Genomic DNA, 24,622 nt, shown 5'->3' on the forward strand with positions numbered 1-24,622 from the left:
CAATTTTTCTTGGGACAAATATAGAACACAAATAGCTTAAAAACAAAGCCTTGAAAATATTTTCAAAGCTTTGTAATACTATTTTAACATTTGTTGCACTAAAGACGTACAATTAGTGCTTAACTTTTTAAGTCGAAGCCAATGTCTTTTCTGTAGTTCATTTTTTCGAAAGAAATCTTATCAATATTGGTATACGAATGCTTCAACGCTTCTTCAATTGTATTTCCAAAAGATGTAATTGCCATAACTCTTCCTCCATTACTAAGTATCGTATTTTCTTCTATTTTTGTTCCTGCATGGAAAACAATAGCATTATCTACGTTATCTAATCCTGTAATTTCTTTTCCTTTTTCATACGCTTCAGGGTATCCTCCCGAAACTAACATTACTGTTGTAGCTACCTCATTTGTAACTTCATATGATTTTTCATCTAAATTCTGATTGGCAACACCTTCAAATAATGACAGTAAATCTGATGTGATTCTTGGTAATACTACTTCCGTTTCTGGATCTCCCATACGTACATTATACTCAATTACAAATGGATATCCGTTTACATTCATTAAACCAATAAAAATAAATCCTCTATAATCTATTCCATCTTTTTGTAATCCAGTTACTGTAGGTTTTATAATACGTTCTTCTACTTTATTTAAAAAAACTTCATCTGCAAACGGAACTGGCGAAATAGCGCCCATTCCTCCAGTATTTAATCCTACATCTCCTTCTCCTATTCTTTTATAATCTTTTGCAGAGGGTAATACTTTATAGTTCTTACCATCTGTAAGTACAAAAACAGAAAGTTCTATTCCTTTTAAAAATTCTTCAATAACTACTGTAGCAGAAGCTTCTCCAAATTTTTCATTGGTTAACATTTCTGTAAGTTCTGCTTTAGCTTCTTCTATATCGTCTAATATTAATACTCCTTTACCTGCAGCTAATCCGTCTGCTTTTAATACAAAAGGAGGATTTAGTGTTTCTAAAAATGCATGTCCTTCTGCTAAAGTTTCTTTTGTAAAAGATTGATATTTTGCAGTAGGAATTCCATGTTTCTGCATGAATTGCTTTGAGAAATCTTTACTTCCTTCTAGTAAAGCTCCATCTTTTTTAGGTCCAATTACAGGAATTGATTTTAACTCATTATCTGCTAAAAAATAATCATGAACTCCTGCTACTAATGGTGCTTCTGGACCTACCACAACCATATCAACTTTATTTGTTAATACTACTTTTTTAACAGCTTCAAAATCGGTTGGATTAATAGCTATATTCTCTGCAATTTGGTGTGTTCCTGCATTACCAGGTGCTACAAAAAGTTTCTTTATTTTTTTACTTTGAGAAAGTTTGTATGCAAAAGCATGTTCGCGGCCTCCAGAGCCTAAAATTAAAATATTCATGTGTTGTGTTGTTGAGCTGCAAATATAGCATTATACCCTATCTATCTTAAAACTAATTGCTAAAATTTGCTTTTTAAGCATGCTACTTTTTATATTGAAAAGAAGTCTTGTTGTTCTTAATATGGAAAATTATTAGTATTAAAATGAAATAGTTTTTAACTAAGGGATTGTTTCTTTCGTACCTTCGAGTCTTTCAACCTAGTTCAGGTACCTCAATCGAACCAATGACAATTTCTTTTACATCATCGTGAGTGTTCCTTGAGGAGACTTGAAAGGAAAGCGAAATGATCTGTCTATCGAATTAGAAATTGCTTCACTACATTATATTTCGTTCGCAATGACTGTATTATTTATCAAATATTAATAGCATTACCATTTTAAAAAGTATTTTACAGCTGATAATACATGATATAAAAAGAGCTTAGTTTTTTTTGATGATCCTTTCTTTAATGCATGAGTGATTGTTACTTCTGGAAAATATAGTTTTTTCTTACCTAAAACATCTATTTTTTTACAAATATCTATGTCTTCCATGTACAAAAAATATCGCTCATCAAAACCTTTTATAGTAATAAAATCATCTGTTTTAAACAGCATAAAGCATCCATGAATTACTTCTGGATAAAACTGTTTTGATAAATTAGCATTACGATATTCTTGATCGTGAATTCTTCTTCTAAAAATAGATAACTTACGAATTACTAAGTCAAAAAAAGTGGGGTATTTTCTTACACTATATTGATGTTTTCCGTCTGGAAATTTTACAGCTGGAGTAATCAATGCTAGTTCTTTATCTTTTTCTATTTCGTCTATAAGTTTCGAAATAACAATAGGTTCAAATTCTGTATCTGGATTTAAAATTAGATGATAATTTGAAATATTTGCTATTTGTGGAATGACCAAGTTATTTGCCTTGGCAAAGCCTAGGTTTTTGTTATTAAAAATATAGGTAACTCTCGAATCTGGATACGCCTCAAGTCTAGTATTTTTTTCTGGGCTGTTGTCTACTAAAAATAGTTGTTTTGTATACGATGGTGTTTCTAAAAAAGATGTTATTGCTTTTATGAGTTCCTCAAAATCTTGGTTGTATAATACAATGGTAGCAGATATGTCTATTTGTTCTTCATTAATACGCTTTTTCATCTCCTTTAAAGACTTTTAAAACTGTTTGTATAATGATTTTTATATCTAATAAAAAAGACCAATTCTCTATATAAAAAATATCTAACCGAACTCTGTTTTTAATATCTGATCTTTTTCTAATTTCTCCACGGTAACCACTTATTTGCGCTAATCCTGTAATTCCTGGTTTTACTTTATGTCTGTCTATATAATTTTCTACATCTTTCTGATATTCTATGGCTAAACTTTCTAAATGCGGTCTTGGTCCTACTACACTCATATCGCCTAAAAATACATTAAAAAACTGTGGTAATTCATCGATACTTGTTCTTCTTAAAAATGCGCCAATTCTTGTAACTCTTCTATCATTTTTTGTAGTATGTACAGTACTAGATTGCCTATTCAATCGCATAGATCTGAATTTATAACACACAAATTCATCTCCATAAATTCCTTCTCTTTTTTGTTTAAAAATTGCTGGGCCTTTTGATTCTAACTTGATTAGAATCCATAAAATAGGTACTAACCAAGAAAGCACAAATATCATTACAAATAAGGAAAAAGTAATATCAAAAAATCGCTTAAGAAATCTACTTTCTATCGTATTAAAAGGTAATTTTCTAACAGATAGAACTTTTATTGTATCGTCATAAAATTCTACTTCTCGACTCTTACTATACAACTCTTTTGAACTTGGTATTAGTTTGAGTGCAATGTTATATAGATTTGAATATTTTGTAAGCTCTGCTACCTGTTCTTTTTTTAATTGTGATAGTGTTGCATATATTTCATCTACTTTATTTTCATTCAGGAATTCATATAACTTTATTTCATTACCTAAATAACTTTCTTGTAGTGATGGTTTATTGGAGAAAAACCCGATAAAATGGTACCCATAATTTTTTTGTTTTTGAAATAAACTAATCATCTTTTTTGAAGTGCTATCTCTTTCAAAAAAAACTACTTTTTTAAAATCTTGTCCGAGTCCTCTAAATCTTTTTAAAAGAAAAAATGTTAGAATTTTTATTCCTGATAGAGCAGCATAAGTAAATAAGAGTGTTTTGGTTTGTGTGTGTACTACCACTCCTTCTTTAAAAACCCCAAAAAAGGCAAAAAAACCTAACGTGTAAAATAAATTCTGAACAATTATTAAGCGTATAACTTTAAAAAAATTAGTGTACCTGTATACTTTATAATACCCCGTTAATGATGAAGACACTATCCAGAAAAAAGAAATATAACTATGAAAAAAAATACTTTGATGTAATTTTTCGAATATAAGAAAGGTAACCAGATTGATAATTACTACATCTAGTATTAATGAAAAAAGGGTTCTATTTTTAAAAAGTATTTTACTCAATTTAGTTTCTATTCTAGTGTAACATAAACACTATGTAATTTAGTCTTCAAAAAGGTTATAAAATTAAGAGGTTATTTCGAAAAAAATAATTATTAATTCCTCTTTCTTTTCCTTGATGAAAAAACTTCGATAAACTCAGTACAGGAAAACAAAAATCAAGATTTAAAATCAAAATTAGAGTTGAATACGTCGACTAAGGCTTTATAATTGTATCTACCATGTATTCAATTTTAAATAACTGCTCGCTTACCTTTATTTGTTTTTCATTAATAGTTTCTTTCTTTAAAATCTTTTCAAATAGTTCTTTTATTTTTCTTTTATCCCATGTTGTTATAACTGTTTCAATTTCATACTTTTTAAATAGCTTTTCTATTTCACTTCCTTCATCTGTAATACATAAAACATTACATCCTGAAACCAGCAAATTTGGTAATTTTGAAGGTAATGATCCTTTAGATGTTCCTTTTAATTGTGGAACGATTTGTATGGTACTTTTACTATACAGTTCTTCTATGTTTTTTTTAGGTACTAACTTATGAAATTGTATGTTTTTATTGGTGTTTTTTTCTTTAAGTGCTTCAAAAAAGGTTCCTTGCGAAAAAACATGAAATAACACATTATCTAATGTCTTACTACAATAATCAAAAATTTCTACAAGTTCTTTAGGGTTTTGCTTTTCTCCCAAAGCTCCAGAGTATACAATATGCTGCTTATTATTAGGTAGGAGTGTTTCTAAATCATTTGTTGTATGCTCTTTATTTATAGTTATAAAAGGGTATTGTACTTTTAATTTAGATGGAATTAATTGGTAGGTGTTTTGTGCTACTTCCTTCATTTCATTAGATAAGAAAATGAGTTTATCGCAATATTGATATGTTTTCTTTTCTACATGGTGAATACCTTTTGCTATGATTTTATTTAGAATGCCCCTCTTTTGATTGGCATATATTTCTTGTAAATCATGCACAATACCTACACATTGTATTTTCTTTTTTAGGAAATATCGTACTATATAAAAGGCTAAACTTGGTGGAAAAACTGGAATTACAATATCTGTATTCTTTTTTATTTTAGTAAGGTTTCTTAGTATAAAAAATGTAAAACTTAGCTCTAAAATAATTCTTCTTACTGTAGCATTTTTTGTAAACTTTATGTGTTTTCCTCCACGAAATATTTTTACTCCATCAAGTTGTTCATCACTCTTTTCTATCTTCCATTCAGGGTAAAATGGATGAAAGCAAAAAACAGTTACAGTACAGCCTTTTTCTTTTAATGCTAATACCATTTCTGTATTAAATTTCCCAGTAGATATAGGTTCTGGATAAAAAAACGGAGTAATAATAGTTATATTTTTCAACTGCTTACTTCTGTATTCTTGTTAGGGATAAATATAAGTAACGACATAAAAAAACTAAACAAAACAATTCCGTAGTGTCTTGAAAAATAATTCTCTGTCATATTAATACTTAAAAACTGAAATAATAGGATAATTCCTAATAATGATGTTTTTGCGTATTTAAAAACATAGGCAAGATACACTATAAACAGCAATAAAAAGAACCATCCTCCATATCCTATTAAATGTAAATAATAGTTATGTGTATTAAATTGCTGCTTTTTATAAAAAACACTATTTGGATATTTTTCTTCATAACAATTATCTAATTCCTTTTGAAAATTACTTCCATAACCCAATACAGGAACTTCTTTCAATAGACTATACGTACATTTAAAAATTGCTATTCGTGTATTTGTTGAATTGTAATATTCGCCTGATACAGGTTTATTAATTTCTGTAGTAATTTCTTGTAATCGTTTTCCTAATATTTTTTGAAATGGATATAGTAAAGTTATTGCTATTACTACTGAACTTGTTATTAGTGTTGTTTTTTGTTTCCTACCTGCTTTTGAAATTTTTATTCCTAAAATGATTAAAAATGAAAGTATCATTAGTATGAAAATCATTCTGGAAGAGAATAATAGTATGAAAAACAACATGAATACACTATTTACAATATTAAAAACTTGCTGTTTTTTATTAAAAATAGCTAAGAGCGAGATTGTAAAACTTACCAATAAAAAGGAACTAAAATACGTTGGGTGAATATTAAACCAATAATGCCCTGCTACGTATTCTCTAAAAAAAGGAATGTTATTTTCTGCTGCAAAGAATTTATCTAATGGGTTTCGACTCAGAAAAAACACAACATAAATAATACTTTGTAATAAGGTACTTATTTGAAATGTTTTAATGGTCATCCTTTTGATGCGATCATCTATCTGCAAATAGTTTACTCCTACATAATACAAAAAAGGAAATATCAAAAAAGGTAGGTGTAGTAAAATTATTTTTGAACTCATACTTCCTGATATCAATTCGTATAATAGATACAACCAAAATGATGCACCAACTATAAATACTTTTTTATCGAAAGTTATTTTAGGTTTTAATTGTATTAAATTTATAATTGTAAGTAATACACATACAATAATTAATAACGAATTTAGATTCTCTTTTAACAGCGGTATAGTTGCTAAAGAAATAAAAGAAATCTTTGTAATTCTATTCAACATATTTTTAACTTTTTAAAGTTAATTCATATAAATCCTTCCACTTCGGAAATTGTTGTTCCCAAGAATAGTTTTCTTTCACAAAGGCATGTAATTGCTCTCCTTTTGCTATTCTTTTTTCAATTGTGTAATTTACAACCTCAGTTAAGGCTTTTTCTAATTCAGAAATAGTAGGTTCAATTAAAAACCCGCCGTTACTATTCCATGCATTTTTTAACCCTGTTTTATAGGTTGTAATCATAGGTGTTTTAAACAGTCCTGCTTCCAGATTAACGATTCCAATTACATCTGAAAAGGTTGGACTTACCATAGCCCATGCATTTTGTATTAATTTTTCTTTAATAGTTCCTTTAACCTCACCTAAAAACTCAACTCTTTCTCCTAGTTTATAAGTTTTTACTAAAGTTTCTAGTTCTTTCTTATAATCGTTAAAACCTCCGGCTATTTTTAATGTTACTTTTTTATCTACGATGTTAGCAAATGCTGTTATTAATACATCTATTCCTTTTGTTTTATTTAGCCTTCCTAAATAAAGAATGTATTTATCACTAAAATCTGGTACTGCTTCTGTTGTTGAAAACGATACTAAATTCGGAATTTCAATAAATTGAGCTTTTTTAAAAAACTTTCGTGTGTTTTTAGTTTCATTTTCCGTAATTGTATGAATTACTTTTGCTTTACGAAACCATTTTTTACTCAAAAAATGTAAATATAGTTTCTTTTTTAAAGTTCCTTTTTTCCATAACCATGGCTGATACATTCCATGACAACTGAATACAAAAGGAATATTGTTTTTTACAGCATATTTAGCCCCAATATATTGCGGATATAACCACACACCATGTATGTGTATAATATCTATTTTCTTTTCTGAAACAATAGAATCTATCTTATTAATCCAATCTTTATGGTATAACCATTTATTAGTAGCAGGGACCGTATAAATAGTATCTTCTTTTTCTTTTTCTGAAGATAGAATATATGACTGAAATCCATCCTTTTTAAGATGATCATCTAGGCTATATATGGCTGATCTCAGACCTCCACTTTTTACCGAAAAGTCTTCAACTATGTGTAATATCTTCATCAAAATCTTTTAAAAAAATTAATAGGAAAAAGTAAAACTCAGGAGGAAAATAATGTCCTTCTCTTATAAGCTTTACTATTAAATAGAAAAATACTCCTTGACCAATGATTTTCTGCTCATTTGAAAATAATTGAAACGACCTAAATACAAAGTAAGCGACTAATAGTAAGGCAAAGATTCCAAAATCTGAAAACATTCTTAGAAAAAGAGAATTCGCATCCGTTCTGTTTATCTTAGATTGTTTCAATGTTAGTAAATATCCTGGCGGTCGCATTTTAGGATAGTATTTATCGTATTCATATTGATAACTTCCTAAACCTGTTCCTAAAAGATTATTGGCTACAATGTTTTTAGTAATAAATGTATTACTTAAAAATGCGTAGGAACTTAAGTTTATATACGGTGCAAATTTCCCTGTACTAATAGCATTAAAAGATTTTCCTGTTTCTTTTAATCTTCTTACCAGTTGGTTTCCTGTGTTTTCTGTTATGGGTTTGTCCCACTGCTGATATAAATACAATCCACTAAAAAGTAATAGTACGCCTACCACCCATGCGTATTTAATAAAAAACTTCAATTTTACTAATGGAATGATTAAGATTAATACCAGTCCTACAATTCCAATAGAGGATCTTGATAAGAAAATGGTTATGATTAAAATTAATAGTTTAAGGTATTCCTTTTGTTTTAAAAAATAATAAGTAGCGGGCAACATAATTGCCGCATAATGGGCTGGCTCAGAAAGTATTCCATTAAGTCTATATTTTGAAAATGAATTGATTCCTAAATAAAACATAGGAATTGCTAACAAGGCAATATAAAAAGCCATTTTAGCGTATACTTTAAATGCTTTGGCTGTGGTATAATATTTTAGGAAGTTATAGTAATAGATACTAGTTAAACTTATACCTAACAACTGTGCTATTAAAGATTTTATAGGGTTTTGTTTCCATAAAAAAAGAACTGTTCCATGAACGAAAAAAAAGCCCAATAAAATGATGAGGTTTTTATGAACCACCATCTTTTTATGAATAGATAGTATTAAAAAGTTAACGATTAAAATTAGATAAAATAACTTTATATCTATGATATAGTGAAATGAGAAATCTTCTGTAAAGATTGCAAACACACTACTATATAGCAAGTATTTATCTAATAAACGCATGTAGAATTCTTTTTATCGTATACTTAAACATCCATTTTACATAATCTAATTTTGCAATATACAAAGGTACTCCAGCAGTTTCTATTTTAGCTCTTGTAGTTTCTAGATATACGTTTTTAATTTGTTGGTTACTCACTCCTCCATCTGACATTAGGACCGTAGCTTTATTAATCCACTTTGTTTTTAATTGCTCTTTTGCTCTTAAAAGCAATTCATAATCTCCTGCTATTTTATATGAGGTATTAAACAATCCATATTTTTCGAAGTATTTTTTATTATGAAAGTTTCCTGCATGAGGAATGGTCATATTTCTTCTAAACGCTTTCCATTTCCATTCTCCAGAAAATACTTTTTTATCTGCTAATTTTACATTACCATGTATAAAATCTACATCGCTAGCAACTGACTTTAATGCATTTATATAATGTTGCAAACTATTTTCAATATAACTATCATCTGAGCCTAAAAAAGATATCCATTTCCCTTTAGACTTTTGAATACCTTTATTAAAAGCATCGTAAATTCCATTGTCAGGCTCGCTAAACCACCTGTATGATATGTTCTTTTCTTTGAATTTTGCTTCGAAAGATTTTAGTATAGCTATGGTATTGTCTGTAGAAGCACCATCTATGATAACATACTCGTATCCATCTGTATTTTGATTTAAAACAGATGTGATTGTATCTTTAATTGTTTTACCACTATTGTATGATACTGTAATTACAGATGCTAAACAGTTATCTTCCATTATTAGCTTTTAAAAAATATTCCATCTACTTGCAATAGTTTTCCTGTTTCTTCATTATAGAAACCATTTTCTAAACTATGTAGTGTAAAACCAAAACTATGAAGGTAATTTACCATTTCATTGAATAACATTTCTCCTTTGTATAGTTCTTCAACAGACATTTCTACTTGGATTCCTTTTATATTATCTAATGATTTTATAGCACCTTCTAATACTTGTTTTTCAAAACCTTGTACATCTATTTTTAGTAAGATATTATCCTGTTCTTTGTAGAATTTCTCAAAAACATCATCTAGTTTTTCTACACTAATTTTTTCTTTTTTAATGTATTTTGATGCTGGTGCACTATTTACATGACTAGGTAAAATGTCTAAAATAGAACTGCTGAACGTATTTTGAGACACATTTATTTCAACCTCTTCCTTAGCACTTCCTAATGCATGATTATATGTTTTCCAAGAATCATTTTTAGCAGCTTTTCCTTCTAATACATTGTACACTTCACTCAAGGGTTCAAAAGAAATAATAGTTCCTTTAAAACCTAATTCAAATACCTGTGAAGCATATTGTCCAGCATTTGCTCCTACATCTAAAATTTTATTGATTTGATGGTAATCTAATAATTTCTTCCTTCTCCTTAAATCTAGATCAGGATATTTTACTAAATCCATATGCAATGGATTGATCAGTTTTCTTATGAGTTCAATTAGTTTCATTTTGCTTTTAAAACTTTAAATGTTTGAACAGGTAATATTATAGACATGCTTATAATACTTAATGTTGTGCCTAAGATAACTCCACTGCTTCCTAAAGAGGTATGTTTTACTAAAAAAATAGACAATGGTATGTTTATAAGTGCTCCTAAAACATATAACCACATTTGCCATTTAATTTTACCAATACTATTTAAAAAGGTCATGTAAATAATTCCATATACTCTTACTGCAGTAAAAATGGTCATTAAGATTAATAAGCTTTGAGAAATTAGTAAATCTTTTTGTGTCCAAACCTTAATTAAGGTATCAGAAATAGCATACAATACACCTAATACTACAAGAAAAAGAAGAAAGAGTTTGTTTAATCGTACAATGGTTTTTTTTATCCATTTGTAATCTTCTTTTTGATAGGCATCTGTATACAAAGCCCATAATGGATCTTGTGCTATTAGAGATAAGATAATAAGTACTTGAAAGAGTCTGTAAACAATATCGTAATTTGTAACTTCTGAAGGATGAATAAGGTTTGAAATTATTAAATTATCTGTTGTAAAAATGACAATCATACTTAATTGAATTCCAAAAAAAGCTAAGCTTAACGATAATAAATCTTTTATTTTATCTTTTTGAAAGAAGGAAATTGAAGGAATTAAATCCTTTCTTTTTCTAAAGAAATTGATAGTAAAAATAATTCCAACTAATACATTTGCAATTCCATAGGTTAGTGCTACATACAATAAATTTCTATCGAAGTATTTTATAAATATTAGTATGGCACTAAAAATTAGTATTTGATATAACAGCATTGCTAATTCTACACTAGAAGCTTCTTGGTTTGCATAGTATAAGCCTTTAAATAAACTTAAAAGAAAACTTAAACAAACTAAACTTAATAGTGGAATTAATACACTCCGCAATTGATTTGTATCTAAACTCGCGTTTAATAGTTCTTGTAAATTTATTTGATAAATGATAAATACACCTAACAAAAAAACGAGTATCATTATTGAAAAAATAGCCAAATAAGCAGTAGAAATATATTGTTTTGCTAGTGTAGTGTTATTGTGACTCAATGCCTCAGAAAGCTTCGTTTTTAATCCATTACCAATTCCCCCATCTACAAAGAAAATAATATTCACCAAAGAAAATAACGTAGCCCAAACTCCGTATTGTTCCTTATCTAAATACTCTAATAATAAAGGAACAGTTAAAAAAACGATTCCCATACTTATTATTTTGTATATCAGACTTAATGAAACATTTTTGAGGATAATTGTTTTTCTGTTCATTCCATTTGCTGTTGGTACCAATCATACATCCTATCAATTCCTTCTTCTAGTTCAACGGTGTGTTTCCAACCTAGGCTATTTAATTTTGATACATCTGTTATTTTTCGCATTGTACCATCTGGTTTACTAGTATTAAACAGTAATCTTCCATTAAACCCTACCTTTTCTTGTATGAGTAATGCTAAGTTTTTAATAGAAATCTCTTTCCCTGTACCAATATTGATATGTGTATTCCTTACCTCATTACCTGTTTCTTTGATAATATCTGCAAATGTTACTTGCTCCATAATATGTACACAAGCATCTGCCATATCTTCGCTCCACAAAAATTCTCGTTGTGGTTTTCCAGAACCCCAAATTTCTACGCTTTCTTCAGTAACACCAAAATTGTTTAAATAATTTTTAGCTTCTGTAATAGAGTTCATTTTTAAATTCTTTACAACAGCTTCTTCATTACCTTCTGAAAGTAATTTTGCTAAATGAATCTTTCGAATTAAAGCTGGTAATACATGTGATTTTTCTAAATCGAAGTTGTCATTTGGACCGTACAAATTCGTAGGCATTACAGATATAAAGTCTGTATTGTATTGCAAATTATAACTTTCACACATTTTGATCCCAGCAATTTTTGCAATTGCATACGGTTCATTTGTATATTCTAAAGTATTTGTAAGTAATACATCTTCTTTTAAGGGTTGTGGTGCTTTTTTAGGATAGATACACGTACTTCCTAAAAAAAGTAGCTTTTGTACTCCATGAACATAACTTTGATGAATTACATTGTTTTGAATCATCAAGTTATCATAGATAAAATCAGCTCTATAGGTATTATTTGCTACGATACCACCAACTTTAGCCGCAGCTAAGAATACATATGCTGGTTTTTCTTTTTCAAAGAAGTTTTTAGTAGCCTCTTGATTTGTTAAATCGAGTTCTTTATGCGTTCTCGTAACAATATTGGTATACCCTCTTCTTTCAAGGTTTTTTACAATAGCACTCCCTACTAAACCTCTATGACCTGCAACGTATATTTTAGATGATTTATTCATAGCTATTTAAAATATCATGTCCTCCTTTTTGTAAATAGGTTTCTCGTTCCATCAACTTTAAATCGCTCTGCATCATTTCTTTCACCATATCTTCTAAAGTATATTCTGGTATCCAACCTAATTTATTTTTTGCTTTAGAAGCATCTCCAATTAATAAATCTACTTCTGTTGGCCTATAATAATGTGGATCTATACACACTACTTCTTTTCCTATTTCTAGATTAAAAGATGGATTCTTACACGATTTTATAATTCCTTTTTCTTCCTTTCCTTCACCTACAAACTCCAGTTCTATTCCTATTTCTTTAAATGCCATTACCACAAAATCTCTAACAGTAGTGGTTCTTCCTGTAGCAATTACCCAATCTTCTGGAGTTTCTGCTTGTAAAATCATCCACATCATTCGTACATAATCTTTTGCATGCCCCCAATCTCTTTGTGCATTTAAGTTTCCTAAGTATAATTTATCTTGTAATCCATACCCAATTTTAGAAACTGCTCTTGTAATTTTTCTTGTTACAAATGTTTCTCCTCGTATAGGCGATTCGTGGTTGAACAAAATTCCGTTACAAGCAAAAATATTATACGCTTCTCTATAGTTTACCGTAATCCAATAAGCATACATTTTTGCTACTCCATACGGACTTCTAGGGTAAAAAGGTGTGGTTTCTGTTTGTGGTACTTCCTGTACTTTTCCGTACAATTCTGAAGTAGAAGCTTGATAAATCTTCGTCTTTTTTTCTAATTTTAGAATTCTGATTGCTTCTAATAATCGTAACGTTCCTAAACCATCTACATTTGCTGTATATTCTGGTGTTTGAAACGAAACGTGTACATGACTCATAGCTGCCAAATTATAAATTTCATCTGGCTGTACTTCTTGTAGTATACGTATTAAATTGGTTCCATCTGTCATATCTCCATAATGAAGGATTAAGTTCCTATCCTCCATATGTGGATCTTGATATAGATGATCTATTCGTTGTGTATTAAAACTGGACGCTCTTCTTTTAATCCCGTGTACTTCATATCCTTTGTTTAGTAAAAACTCGGCTAAGTACGCACCATCTTGCCCTGTTATTCCTGTTATTAATGCAACTTTCTTCAATTTAATTCTTAGTTAAGTCTTTAAGTTTTGGTAATACTACATCTTTCTCTGAAAGTGTGATCTCTTCTTCAGAAAGCATCCAATCTATTTGCAAATCTGCATCATTATATATAATTCCTCCTTCTGCTTTTGGCTCATAATAGTTATCGCATTTGTATGAGAAAATTGTATTGTCTTCTAATACAGCATATCCATGTGCAAATCCTCTAGGTACAAATAATTGTTTTTTATTTTCTCCTGATAGAATAATTCCATAAGACTTACCGTATGTTTCAGATGTTGGTCTTACATCTACAACTATATCTAATACTTTTCCCTTGATAACTCTTACCAATTTTGCTTGCGCATATTCTCCCTTCTGAAAATGAAGGCCACGTAGTACACCTCTATTAGAAAAAGCTTCGTTATCCTGAACAAAGCTTATGTGTAATCCTGTTTGATTTTTAAAGTTTTGAGCATTAAAACTTTCAAAAAAGTATCCTCTATGATCCCCAAAAATCTTAGGTTCAATTACAAAGCAATCCTTTAAAGGGGTCTCTGTAATATTCATGTTATTTCGAACTTGTTTTGTAATTATTTAGGTATCTGTTCAATTTTAACAATAATAATAAGCTTATTATTATTACAACTCCCATTACTGCAAATTGGAATGCTTTATTTTTTTGTATTCCTATTACTTTATGACCAATGGGTTGGAAGTTAGATACAATGTTTATAATTTCAGATTTTTCTGATAAATCTTCATTTATCTCTACTAAGTTTTTATTTAGTTCAAGGCTTGTTTCAAACAACTCTAATTCTTTATTAGAGCTTCCTTTTCCACTTTGTCCTAAATCTATTGTTGTTCCAGCATTTGTTTTTTTAGCTTCTTCCAACAATACTTCTTTATATACATAGTGTAATGAATCTGCTTGCTGTAAATTTTTCTTTAATAAAGAATCTGTTCGTAATAAGTTCTCTTTATTTATCTTTTTTAATGTCTTAAAATAATCGTTGTTAATAATAGAAGAAATAATAGCGCTACTTAGCTTAGGAAACACATCTTTTTCGCTTGCTGCTACTGAAATTTGATGCACTTTATAATCAAAATTCGTAAACGTTTCTTGAAACTTTTTGTACGAATAACTTTTAATTGTTGCCGTATCTATTGACTGTAATAATTCATCATAAGAAGTTAAAATATCATTTTCATTTATAATTGGTTTGATATCAAACTTCTTTAATGATATTGCTTCATCTTCTGTGATATTAAATATTGATGATAATAACGCTGCGTTTTTTTGCTTTACTAAATCATTGTAAAACTGAATGTTATTATATAGCTGTCTAGAACTATTAAAGTTTGGTTTTACATATAAGTTTGACTCATACTTAGTTTCTGAAGATACTTCTAATGCTAAACCTGCAACTGCTCCAATCAAAGCTCCAATTCCTATTTTTATAATATTTGATTTTATAAATAATAAAATCTCAATAAAAAAATGAAATAGGTTTTTAAAAATATTCCCTATAAAATTAAAAAATCTAGTAAAAGCATTACCTATAATGACTAGTACAGAACCTAGATCTACTTCTTCATTATCTTTTGATTGATTAGACATTTATAGTATTATTTTAATATTTGTTCTACTATTTTTTGTGTAATAGCATATGTAGGTGTTACACCGCTCATTCCTAATCCACCCGAAGCTAATGTTGCTCCTGTTTCTAATGGGTTATCTGATGCATAATATGCATATCTTACTTTTACATCATCACAAATATTTCCTCTAATTTTAGAAGCTGATTGAATTGCTTTTTGATAATGTGCTCCTTCCATTTCTAATCCTATTACATTCCATGTAGAATCGTGGAAGAATTTTAAAAGATCTTTATTTTGTAACGATGTTCCTAATACAGTTACCATAGCTCCGTCAAAAACTTGTACACCAAAGCCTTCTAAATCTTCTTTTGTTAATTCATTTTTAAATGGGTAGTTATCTGCTGTTCCTTCGAAAATATGTGCCGATGGAATCATAATATCTCCTTTCCCTCCTTCTAAAATACCTGCTTTCCCCATGATAGAAACTGATTTCACATTTAAATGAATAGCTTCTTTAGCTGTTTTATATGGCTTTAAAAGCTCATCCATAGTTTCATAAGCTTGCTCACCAAATGCATAATCCATTACTATAATTACAGGTTTTGGACTTTCAATTTCTTCTACTTTAAAAGGAGAAGCAAAGTTTATCTTTTCTGTATCTATGATTTGAACATTAATATTCGTTCCTGATCTATCTTTTAAATAAATCAGTCCATTTTCTGCAGCAAAATTCTTTACAATAGTCTGTAAAGGCTTACTATCTGAACTACTTAATAATTCATATAAACCAAAATCTTCATGCTCTTTCGCTTCTTTTGGAAGTGCTTCGTGTGCATAAATTGTATTTAATACACTATGCATGTTCGCACTAATAATATGAATTGGTCTACTTAATAAATTGTTTTCAGAAAGTACTTTCTTTATATCATTTGCCCAAACTTCTCCATAATAATGCCTTCCTATTTCTTCAGATAAAGTTGCACTAAAATGAATAGATCGTTTTTTATCATATAACTCTTCGTTTATCGCAAGTTTTCCTAACCAATAGATTAAGTGAAAAAATCTATATGGATTTTCTTCTGTAGTAAACGTGTTATAAGATTTGTATACTTCTTCGTATGTTCTTCCTAGAATATTTGCTAAATGAACAATTAATACATCTTTATCTTCATCAGAAAGTGTTGTATTATTAAGTACAACATTTTCTAAATTTTGCCACTCTCTAGTAGTTTTCTTACCATCGCTTATTAATACTCTTTCTTTTATTTTATGCGACTCAATAAATAAGAATGTTAAGTGTGTAAGAATATCATAGATATCAGACCTTCCTCTAGTAATCTCAATATTCATTTGGTCTTTATCGATTCGGTAACAGTTTCTTCTTCTTTTTGGTGGTACAATTACTTTAAAGTGTGAATTACGGTATCCTTCGTCTGCAGTTAAATTGATGAATTGACATTCTTCAATTCCTTCTGGCAACCTTTCTATTACATATGTTAATCCGTTTAATTCTGTTTTATTTTCTGCAATAGAACCGTAGATTTCTGGTCGTAATAAAAGTAATGATTTTCGTAACGCTTCCCCAGAAACTCCCATTGGTTTATAAAATCCTCTACTAAATAAGTGACGCATCGATATGTATAATCTCTCTATTGCGTTTGTAGATTCTTGTGCTCTTGTACGTTCTTTATATATTTCTGACATATATGTATTTTCTAATTTCCTAATATTTTCTGATATTCCTTTGGGTTGTTTAATAGGTCAACCGCTTGTTTAATAACCTTATCATTTTTTAAATGATGTTGATAAACACCTTTTTGATAAAAATATTGCGCAAGTATTTCATCTTCTAATTCAGACGCTATAATATCTTCATTTTTAGCAATTTCTTCAATTTTAGTATCTTCTAATTTTTGAAGTATTGCATTATACTCTGACGTAATATTTTTATTATTTTTAACTGTTTTGTACGCTTTCTTAAACGAAGCTTCTTGCTTTGTTGTAAACGTTGTATCCTTATCTTTTAAATAACTTTTAAAGTCATTAAAATCTGATTTTTTAAATGAAAAAGATGCTAACGTTTGATTTGGGTTGCTACGAACAAACTCTGTAGCAAAGTTAAAAATTGCATCAGACTTTAATAATTTTTCTGTCGCTTTTGTCTTCGTCGATTTTTTTATGGCAATATCTGGCATAACTCCTCCTCCATCGTAAACCGTTCTACCATTAGTTGTTTTATAAGAATTTACAATACCATCTGAAAACTTAGGCACTTTTCCTGTTTTCTGATCGCGATTTGCATAATCTAGCTCTTGAATACATCTTCCACTTGGTGTATAGTATTTTGAAATCGTTGCTTTCATTTGAGTTCCGTATGTTAAATCAAAGTAACGTTGTACTAAACCTTTTCCAAAAGAACGCTCTCCCATAACCACTGCTCTATCATAATCTTGTAAAGCTCCAGATACAATTTCTGAAGCAGAAGCAGATCTACCATTGATTAAAACTACTACTGGCATTTCTGTATCTAGTGGCTCTTGACTTGTTGAATATGTTCTTGAGTTTTTTCTAGTTTTTCCTCTGGTATCTACAACCTTTTTTCCTGAAGGAATAAATAAGTTTGTAATGTTAATCGCATCAAATAAAGATCCTCCTGGATTACTTCTAAGATCGAACACCAACTTTTTCATTCCTTTTTCTTTTAGTACTTCTATAGCATTTCTTACCTCTTCTGTAGATTTTCTTGCAGTAAATCGAGTTAAAATAATATATCCTGTATCGTCATTTATCATTTCGAAAAACGGTACTGGGTTGTCTATAATTTTATCTAGTTTTAAGCTAAAATCTAATTCTTTAGCAGCTCTTTGTACTTTTACAGCAACTGGTGTTTCTGGAATTCCTTTTAATACTTGAGATAATTGATCTCTTTCTAATCCTTTTAATTCTTGATCGTTTACGATAGTTATTAAATCTCCTGCTTTTAAACCTGCTTTATCTGCTGGAAACCCTTCTTTTACAGCTACAATTACAATTCCATTCTTTGTGTATTTTGAAGTAATTCCAATTCCTCCGTATTCTCCCTCACGTCTTATCTTAGCATCTTCCATTTGTTGTTCGTTATAAAAACGTGTATATGGATCTAAGTTTTGTAAGGTATTATTAATGGCTTTTGTAGTAAGATCGCCTGGGTTTATTTCATCTATGTAATTTATATTTAAAGTTTTATATAAATTATTATAAATCTCTATTTGTTTTGCAATCTCAAAAAAACGAGATTGAAACGAATAAGAAATAACGATCACACTAATAAGTGCTATGATTATGATTTTTCTATTTCTCATTTTTAGAAGTTTTTTCAATAAATAACGTTAATAACTTTTGCATCTTCTGCTCTATATCTGCATAACTCCACTCCTCCTTTGCAAGATAAGAAATCATAAATACATAAGGTTTTTCAACTTCCGAATACACAATGTTTTTTTGCAGACGATACGATTCTCGTAATAAACGTTTAATTCTGTTTCTATCTACAGCTCTTTTAAAATTTCGTTTAGGAACAGATACTCCTATTTGTACAGGAAATTGTGAGGTATGTTCTGTTTGTATATACACCATTCTGAGTGGAAATGTTTTAATTGATTTTCCCTCAGTATATAATTTTCCGATTAACTTTCTACTTTTTAATCGTTCTTCTTTTCCGAGTGTAAACTTCATCAGTACAAACATACGTAAACAAACAGTATTTTTTGATTTTTTAGCTATTTTTGAGGAAACCATTTTTATGAAACCTGATTTATTTCAATCTCCTGATTATTACAACTTAGACGATTTATTAACTACAGAACACAAATTGGTTAGAAGTACAGCTAGAGATTGGGTGAAGAAATATCTTTCTCCTATTATAGAATCGTATGCCCAAAAATCGGAATTTCCACAAGAGTTGGTTCCTGGTTTAGCTGAGGTTGGTGCCTTTGGTTCTTATATTCCTGTTGCATACGGAGGTGCTGGGTTAGATCAGATTTCTTATGGATTGATTATGCAAGAATTAGAGCGCGGCGATAGTGGAATTCGTTCTACAGCTTCTGTACAAACATCTTTAGTAATGGGACCTATTTACAATTATGGTACCGAAGCACAACGAAAAAAGTATTTACCAAAACTTGCTTCTGGAGAATGGATTGGTAGTTTTGGATTAACAGAGCCGAATCACGGATCGAATCCTGGAGGTATGGAAACTACCTTTAAAGATATGGGGGATCATTATTTATTAAATGGTGCTAAAATGTGGATTTCTAATGCTCCTATTTGTGATGTTGCTGTTGTTTGGGCTAAAAATGAAGAAGGAAGAATTCATGGGTTACTTGTTGAAAAAGAAATGGAAGGTTTTACAACTCCAGAAACTAAAAATAAATGGTCTTTAAGAGCTTCAATTACAGGGGAATTAATTTTTGATAATGTAAAAGTTCCAAAAGAAAACCTACTTCCTAACAAATCTGGATTGGGAGCTCCATTATTATGTTTAGATAATGCTAGATATGGAATTGCTTGGGGTGCTATTGGTGCTGCAATGGATTGTTACGATACTGCTTTACGATATGCTAAAGAGCGTACGCAATTTGGAAAACCAATTGGACAATTTCAATTACAGCAAAAAAAGTTAGCTGAAATGATTACTGAAATTACGAAAGCACAATTATTAGCATGGCGATTAGGTGTTTTAAAAAATGATGGCAAAGCTACCTCTGCCCAAATTTCTATGGCTAAAAGGAATAATGTTGAAATGGCATTACATATAGCTAGAGAGGCCAGACAGGTTTTAGGTGCTATGGGAATTTCTGGAGAGTATAGTATTATGAGACATTCTATGAACTTAGAAAGTGTAATTACATATGAAGGAACACATGATGTTCATTTACTAATTACAGGTTTTGATATTACTGGATTAAATGCTTTTAAATAATAAAAGCTACGAAGTTACTCGTAGCTTTCACAATCCCTAATAAGTAATAATCCGACTAATGATGAATTGCGTAACTAGCAGCTTTTCCTAATTCAGATAAATTAGCTAGTACACTTTTCTGTAGATTAGTCATTTTCTTAGATAATCCCCTCAATTGTTCCATGTTTTTCTTTTTTAGTGTTTTACGGTATTAATACAATTGAATATATATTTACCCTACACCGTGTAGAGAAAAGTTTAAGAAGTAAAAAAGCTACCTAAATTAGGTAGCTTAAAGTTTGGCCAATGTCTTAATGTTGTAACGCGTACCCTGCTGCTTTACCACACTCAGATAATCCTAATAAAAACCCTTTTAAAATTTGATTAGCCCTTTTGATTAATAATTTCCCCATTGTTTGTAATTTTAAATAATCCCTAAATTGTACACTACAAATATATAATTGATTACTAGCTCTCAAAAGGGGATTTCCGCACTATAAAATGTAATTTTCCGTAAGTCTGCATATCTTTCTTTAATATATTCAGTAATAAAAAAGCAACCTTAAAGGTTGCTACATATTATATTAAAGACAGAAAAAAAGCCACCGTAGTAGGTAGCTTAAGTTTGGTTAATTTTTAGTGTTGTATTGCATATCCTGCTCCTTTACCACACTCTGCTAATGCTAATAAAAACCCCTTAATAATTTGATTAGCTCTTTTGATTAAAATTCTTCCCATTTTTGTAATTTTTTAAATAATCCCTAATGATTTGTTATTAAATAATAACATTACAAATATATAACTGATTATAAGCTTAATGAAAGGGGAACTCCGCATTCTGAAATGTAATTTTCCGTAGGTCAAAAAGGTTTTTTTCCTGAAAAGGCTCAAATACCTTTTATTTTATTCAATAATTCTAATTTAAACTTCTGCCCTATTGGTAATTTATTTTTTTTGATGACAACTTGATTTCCTTCTATAAAATCTATTTTATTAAAATTGATGATAACTGATTTATGTATTCTTATGAATTTATGAGTTGGTAATATACCCATCATTGAATTCATTGTTTTATATACTATTAACTTTTGATGCTCTGTATGTACTGTAATATAATCTCCTAGTGATTCTATGTATAGCAACTCGTCTAGTTTAAGAAGAAATAATTTCTTATTAGATTTTAAAACAATTTGACTATTGTCTTTATTTAAAATATTCTTTGCTTTTAGAACCGACTTATGAAACCTTTCAAAAGAAAATGGTTTTAATAAGTAATCTGTTGCATCTAAATCAAAACCTTCTAATGCGTATTCTGAATATGCCGTTGTAAAAATTACTAATGGAGGATTTTTTAATGATTTATAGAATGACAGTCCAGAAATTAACGGCATATTAATATCTAGAAATAATAAATCAATCTTTTCTTTATTCATTATTTCTTCTGCTTCTATAGCATTATTACATACTTTTTTTATTTCTAGAAAATCAATATCTGATACAAATTGATTTAAAACTTCTTGAGAAGTTGGCTCATCATCGATTATCAAACAGTAAATCTTTTTCATTACATATTAATTTTTAAAACTACTTTATATATTGATTCTTTATTACTTATATTAAATTCATAGTTATTAGGATATACTATTTCTAAGTATTGTTTCACATTATTTATTCCTAAACCAGAATATTTTTTTTCCACTATTCTTTTTGGGATAAAATTATTTTCTATCAAAAAGTATAATCTACCGTTATTTGCATGTAATTCAATAAATATATATGGTTTTTCTACTCCGCTTTTTAAACCGTGTTTAAATGCATTTTCAACTAAAGGTAATAACAACATAGGTGCTATTTTAAAATCTTCCTTAATAGAATTTATAAAATCTATTTTTACATTTGGTAAGTTTCTATTCTTTTCAAAAGCAATATAGTTGGTAATTAATTCAACTTCTTTCTTAATGGGTATAAGTTGTTGTCCTGCTTCATAAATAACATATCTTAAAATATCTGATAATTGTAATATAGCAATTGTAGTTTCAGTTTCTTGTTTCTTTTTTATTGACAAAGAGTATAGCACATTTAAAGCGTTAAATAGAAAATGTGGATTTATCTGATTTTTTAAAACACTTAATTCTAATTTTAATGCTGTTCTTTCTTTTTTATTGAAATAAACCCAATCTTCTGCTAGTTTTATAAATATTGATATTGCAATTACTACAGTAAATAAGATAACTGTTTTTAATCCTTTGAAATAAGAGATGAAATAATAATCTGGAAATAGGAAATCTATAACAGTATTAAAACAAAGAATATTAACCCCAGCAGAAATTATAACTACTAAAAATAAGCTACTAAGAAATAGTACGTTTCTTTCTTTTTTTAAGAACCTCGGAATTAAAAAATATAAAGAAAAGCTTACTGGAAATACCAAAGTTAACGCATAAGTAACAGTATAAATAACATCTATTTTTTGAATAGGAATATCTGAAAAAACAAATAAGAGACTTACAAAAATAAACAGCCATAAAAAACTATTAAATAGCCATGGGTTATGATCGTTTTTAAATACTAAATCTAATTGTTTTTTCATCAGCTTTTTGTTAAAGTAAACTTGGCTTCTGTTTCCCATTTTTCAGCTTCTTCTGTAAGCATATATTTTTTCAAAAAAGTATATAGTTCTTCAGATGATGCTGTTAATAAAATATCTTCCTCTATAATTCCTGTTCTTCGATGTTGTATTTTAATTCTCTTCTCTTGAAATAGCTTTTTTAGTCGTTCTTCATCAAACCATTTAATGTTTATTTTTCCATCTTTTAAAATATCTAACTTTACTAAGGAATGTGTATAAATAATATGATCTTCCAATAGGGAATTAATATTCTTTTTTTCAAAATTATATGGTATAAAATCTAAAAAATATTGATTCTTTATTTTAAACGGTGTAGCTATAAAATAGGAAGTTTTACTATTCTCTTTATAGACTGTAATATAGGAACTTCTGTATTTTTCTAAAAAAGCTTCGTCTTCTTTAGATATTTTTTCTTTCCCTTTTAAAAATTCTTCTTTCGTAGAGATAATTTCCCATGTATCATTATGATTATCTGTCCAAGTGCCTAAAAAGTTTTTATTAAATTCAATACTATTTTCTGTGTAAAAAGGATTTAATGATTTTACAATACATGAGTTACATATAACTATACTTAAAATTAAAATGATATTTCTGATTTTCATATTATTAAATTTTTATATGACTCAAAAAAACATAAGCAACTTTATTATTGAAAGTCTTTTCGATAAACACTACTATTTTCTCCATAAACAAAACTCTAACAATAACTAATCATATAGATTTTAGATACAATCTATATTTTTCAACTAATAAGTTTATTTTAAATGTAATTAAAAAGAAATTAAAGTATTCGAAGTTTTCAGAAACAAAAAACCTTCTAGATAAGATCTAGAAGGCCATATAATCCCCTAAAATGTTTTCACCCTTTTGTTTCCTTGGATGATCACATTAACAAATGTATAAGAAAGTCACTTTTTAAGAAAGGGGATTTCCGCAATTTAAAATGTGGTTTTCTGCAAAACTTCAGTTTTTAAAACGAAAGAACCCCTCAAACAAACTGCTTGAGAGGTCCTCGTTTTTTCTAATCTTTTTCAGTAATTCTTCCCCCAAAGAAATTACTTTAGTAAATTCAAGAACAAAACTATATATATGCTATTTTTTACAAAAGGGGATTTCCGTAATCTAAAATGTGGTTTTCTGCAAGCTTAAAAAGTTTTTCATTAAAAAACCCCTCAAACAAACAGCTTGAGAGGTTCACCTTCCTAATCTTTTTCAGTAATTCTTCCCCCAAAGAAATTACCTAGTAAATTCAAGACAAAGCTATAATGATGTACGTTTTAATAAAAGGGGATCTCCGTAATTTAAAGTGTGGAATTCTGTAATTTAAAAAGTTTGAATTAGTATATAATAAAAATAAGTGAAGTATAAATTTAATAGGTCCCTAAAAAAGGAAACCAAGAAGAATTGAAATTAATTCTTCCTGGTTAATAATAAAATTGTTAGGATTATTTGGTTAAAAATAAACAGTCTTAATCCCCCCTCTTTTAAAGTTAGAGTCATAATTATTTTATTACTTGGTTTCCATCTTTCTTTCCGCTTGATACATCTGAATCTCCACTTGTTGACTCAACTGTAGATGATGCTGCGAATCCTCCTTGGATGATGTTTAAATCTTCTTGATTCATCATCTCAATGCCTGCTAATGTTTCTAATTGCATGATTTCGATTTTATCTAGTTAATGCTACTTCTTGTTTAGGTTTCACTTGCCCTATAGTTTTGATGGAAAAACCAATTATTTGATTACTTGGTTTCCGTCTTTCTTTCCGCTTGATACATCTGAATCTCCACTTGTTGACTCAACTGTAGATGATGCTGCGAATCCTCCTTGGATGATGTTTAAATCTTCTTGATTCATCATC

General features: G+C 29.0%; 22 protein-coding genes. 1 reads left to right on the top strand and 21 read right to left on the bottom strand.

The features are described from left to right. Positions 1 to 119: 119 nt before the first annotated feature. The 17 genes from purD to rnpA form a co-directional block, all read right to left on the bottom strand. Positions 120 to 1,397 carry a phosphoribosylamine--glycine ligase gene (gene purD, locus ACKTTC_RS17805; RefSeq protein ID WP_408041212.1) on the bottom strand — a complete coding sequence of 426 codons (1,278 nt, stop codon included), beginning with the start codon at positions 1,395 to 1,397 and terminating at the stop codon, positions 120 to 122. A 369-nt stretch (positions 1,398 to 1,766) separates the two neighbouring features. Continuing rightward, positions 1,767 to 2,540, bottom strand: a complete 774-nt coding sequence (locus ACKTTC_RS17810; RefSeq protein ID WP_408041213.1) for a glycosyltransferase — start codon at positions 2,538 to 2,540, stop codon at positions 1,767 to 1,769. Beyond that, positions 2,524 to 3,879: an exopolysaccharide biosynthesis polyprenyl glycosylphosphotransferase gene (locus tag ACKTTC_RS17815; RefSeq protein WP_408041214.1), complete on the bottom strand. Its 1,356-nt coding sequence runs from the start codon at positions 3,877 to 3,879 to the stop codon at positions 2,524 to 2,526. The genes ACKTTC_RS17810 and ACKTTC_RS17815 overlap by 17 nt, the downstream gene beginning before the upstream one ends. A 193-nt stretch (positions 3,880 to 4,072) precedes the next feature. Then, positions 4,073 to 5,236, bottom strand: coding sequence for a glycosyltransferase family 4 protein (locus ACKTTC_RS17820; RefSeq protein ID WP_408041215.1), 1,164 nt, complete (start codon positions 5,234 to 5,236; stop codon positions 4,073 to 4,075). Next, complete coding sequence (locus ACKTTC_RS17825) at positions 5,233 to 6,453, bottom strand: O-antigen ligase family protein (RefSeq protein ID WP_408041216.1); 1,221 nt, start codon at positions 6,451 to 6,453, stop codon at positions 5,233 to 5,235. The genes ACKTTC_RS17820 and ACKTTC_RS17825 overlap by 4 nt, the downstream gene beginning before the upstream one ends. 4 nt (positions 6,454 to 6,457) lie before the next feature. Next, entirely contained in the window at positions 6,458 to 7,537 is a 1,080-nt protein-coding gene (locus ACKTTC_RS17830; RefSeq protein WP_408041217.1) for a glycosyltransferase, read from the bottom strand. Beyond that, positions 7,515 to 8,702 carry a hypothetical protein gene (locus ACKTTC_RS17835; protein WP_408041218.1) on the bottom strand — a complete coding sequence of 396 codons (1,188 nt, stop codon included), beginning with the start codon at positions 8,700 to 8,702 and terminating at the stop codon, positions 7,515 to 7,517. Before ACKTTC_RS17835 ends, ACKTTC_RS17830 begins: the two co-directional genes overlap by 23 nt. Then, positions 8,686 to 9,450: a glycosyltransferase family 2 protein gene (locus ACKTTC_RS17840; protein ID WP_408041219.1), complete on the bottom strand. Its 765-nt coding sequence runs from the start codon at positions 9,448 to 9,450 to the stop codon at positions 8,686 to 8,688. Before ACKTTC_RS17840 ends, ACKTTC_RS17835 begins: the two co-directional genes overlap by 17 nt. Positions 9,451 to 9,452: 2 nt before the next feature. Further along, on the bottom strand, positions 9,453 to 10,166 hold the full coding sequence (locus ACKTTC_RS17845; RefSeq protein WP_408041220.1) for an FkbM family methyltransferase: 714 nt from the start codon (positions 10,164 to 10,166) through the stop codon (positions 9,453 to 9,455). Continuing rightward, entirely contained in the window at positions 10,163 to 11,455 is a 1,293-nt protein-coding gene (locus tag ACKTTC_RS17850) for a lipopolysaccharide biosynthesis protein (protein WP_408041221.1), read from the bottom strand. Before ACKTTC_RS17850 ends, ACKTTC_RS17845 begins: the two co-directional genes overlap by 4 nt. After that, positions 11,452 to 12,504: a GDP-L-fucose synthase family protein gene (locus tag ACKTTC_RS17855; protein ID WP_408041222.1), complete on the bottom strand. Its 1,053-nt coding sequence runs from the start codon at positions 12,502 to 12,504 to the stop codon at positions 11,452 to 11,454. The genes ACKTTC_RS17850 and ACKTTC_RS17855 overlap by 4 nt, the downstream gene beginning before the upstream one ends. Further along, positions 12,497 to 13,612 (bottom strand): GDP-mannose 4,6-dehydratase, encoded by a 1,116-nt coding sequence (gmd, locus tag ACKTTC_RS17860; RefSeq protein ID WP_408041223.1) that lies wholly within the window; start codon positions 13,610 to 13,612, stop codon positions 12,497 to 12,499. The genes ACKTTC_RS17855 and gmd overlap by 8 nt, the downstream gene beginning before the upstream one ends. Position 13,613: 1 nt before the next feature. Then, positions 13,614 to 14,162 (bottom strand): dTDP-4-dehydrorhamnose 3,5-epimerase, encoded by a 549-nt coding sequence (gene rfbC / locus ACKTTC_RS17865; RefSeq protein WP_408041224.1) that lies wholly within the window; start codon positions 14,160 to 14,162, stop codon positions 13,614 to 13,616. Between the two features lies 1 nt (position 14,163). Then, complete coding sequence (locus ACKTTC_RS17870; RefSeq protein ID WP_408041225.1) at positions 14,164 to 15,213, bottom strand: hypothetical protein; 1,050 nt, start codon at positions 15,211 to 15,213, stop codon at positions 14,164 to 14,166. Between the two features lie 8 nt (positions 15,214 to 15,221). Then, on the bottom strand, positions 15,222 to 16,898 hold the full coding sequence (locus tag ACKTTC_RS17875; RefSeq protein ID WP_408041226.1) for a DUF6909 family protein: 1,677 nt from the start codon (positions 16,896 to 16,898) through the stop codon (positions 15,222 to 15,224). Between the two features lie 11 nt (positions 16,899 to 16,909). Then, positions 16,910 to 18,535, bottom strand: coding sequence for a S41 family peptidase (locus ACKTTC_RS17880; protein WP_408041227.1), 1,626 nt, complete (start codon positions 18,533 to 18,535; stop codon positions 16,910 to 16,912). After that, entirely contained in the window at positions 18,525 to 18,908 is a 384-nt protein-coding gene (gene rnpA / locus ACKTTC_RS17885) for a ribonuclease P protein component (RefSeq protein ID WP_408041228.1), read from the bottom strand. Before rnpA ends, ACKTTC_RS17880 begins: the two co-directional genes overlap by 11 nt. Positions 18,909 to 18,975: 67 nt before the next feature. Between rnpA and ACKTTC_RS17890 the strand changes: the two genes are divergently transcribed. Then, positions 18,976 to 20,154: an acyl-CoA dehydrogenase family protein gene (locus tag ACKTTC_RS17890; protein ID WP_408041229.1), complete on the top strand. Its 1,179-nt coding sequence runs from the start codon at positions 18,976 to 18,978 to the stop codon at positions 20,152 to 20,154. Between the two features lie 866 nt (positions 20,155 to 21,020). Here ACKTTC_RS17890 and ACKTTC_RS17895 read toward each other — a convergent pair. The 4 genes from ACKTTC_RS17895 to ACKTTC_RS17910 form a co-directional block, all read right to left on the bottom strand. Next, positions 21,021 to 21,698, bottom strand: coding sequence for a LytR/AlgR family response regulator transcription factor (locus ACKTTC_RS17895; protein ID WP_408041230.1), 678 nt, complete (start codon positions 21,696 to 21,698; stop codon positions 21,021 to 21,023). Continuing rightward, positions 21,698 to 22,723, bottom strand: a complete 1,026-nt coding sequence (locus ACKTTC_RS17900) for a sensor histidine kinase (RefSeq protein WP_408041231.1) — start codon at positions 22,721 to 22,723, stop codon at positions 21,698 to 21,700. The genes ACKTTC_RS17895 and ACKTTC_RS17900 overlap by 1 nt, the downstream gene beginning before the upstream one ends. After that, entirely contained in the window at positions 22,723 to 23,364 is a 642-nt protein-coding gene (locus tag ACKTTC_RS17905) for a hypothetical protein (protein WP_408041232.1), read from the bottom strand. The genes ACKTTC_RS17900 and ACKTTC_RS17905 overlap by 1 nt, the downstream gene beginning before the upstream one ends. A gap of 900 nt (positions 23,365 to 24,264) precedes the next feature. After that, a complete protein-coding gene (locus tag ACKTTC_RS17910; RefSeq protein ID WP_408041233.1) occupies positions 24,265 to 24,420 on the bottom strand; it encodes a hypothetical protein in 156 nt (51 codons plus the stop codon). Between the last annotated feature and the right edge of the window lie 202 nt (positions 24,421 to 24,622).

The organism is Tenacibaculum amylolyticum, from assembly GCF_964511145.1.
GTDB classification, from domain to species: Bacteria; Bacteroidota; Bacteroidia; order Flavobacteriales; family Flavobacteriaceae; genus Polaribacter; species Polaribacter amylolyticum.